Source organism: Burkholderia sp. E168m23 (assembly GCF_016586125.1).
Taxonomy (GTDB): Bacteria; Pseudomonadota; Gammaproteobacteria; order Burkholderiales; family Burkholderiaceae; genus Burkholderia; species Burkholderia orbicola.
The window spans coordinates 1-907 of sequence record NZ_BCPP01001529.1 but is presented as its reverse complement, the minus strand read 5'-3'; the positions used below and the strand labels follow the sequence as shown (position 1 = coordinate 907).

Genomic DNA, 907 nt, shown 5'->3' with positions numbered 1-907 from the left:
TGTCGATAATCAGCATTATGTCAATTGATGTTCCCATGGTCATCGTGCGCAGCGGGTTGCGGTCACCCGAAGACTCAAACATTGCCGTGAGGGATCAGCACACCATCGTATTCGTCCAGATTCGTATCTGTAAAACCCGGTGTGCTCTTATCGAAGCGATACAACCCATTCGCAAAATACCTCACTAACCACCACCTGGCTATTGTCAGGTGACCGTCGCTCGCCCGACATCCATTGCAAATTTAATGAAGTCGCGGCATAAATATAAAATATCAAAAGCATTGGAGATTAATTTTATGGCGCATGAGGCGGAAACAATCAAAACCAATATTCAATAAACGGAAATCCAGGTATCTCTTTAACCTGGCTTCACATCCCCGCGGCCTTCTTACACGCCCCGCACACACCCCGTCTCGGCCAGAGGCCGCGCAGCCGCACGCTGTCGATGCGTCGCTCTCCCGTTCCCGCCACCCCATCAGCAACGATCATTTCAAATCCCTCATCAAATCCTGACTTGATTAACGACGACGACATGAAAAATCAATATCACAGAAAATATCTTGTAATTATAAAAACGACCTCCTAGCATCCCCCTGCTGTTCGCGACATGTCTTGTTTGATGCATTCCTCGAACAAACCCATTCATAACCTGGGGAATTACATGAAGAAACTGTCTCGGCTGCTGCCTATCACCGCGATTACCGTCGCGAGTTTCAGCGCTTTTGCCCAGGCCGGCGACCAGCCGGCCGCGGTCGACAAGGCACTGCAACTGATCCAGCAGAACCCGGCCGCCTTCAGCGTGGCCGTCAGCGGCACGGCACGCACGTTGAAGTTCGCGGGGCCGCAAGCAGCCGCACCGACCGACGGCGATCAGTTCCAGGTACGTGACGTGATCGTCGATCCCGAC

General features: G+C 52.4%; 1 pseudogene. It reads left to right on the top strand.

Annotated elements, in window-relative coordinates:
* Positions 1 to 661: 661 nt before the first annotated feature.
* Positions 662 to 907 (top strand): annotated as a pseudogene (locus JMF90_RS38660) (M4 family peptidase); the annotation flags it as partial.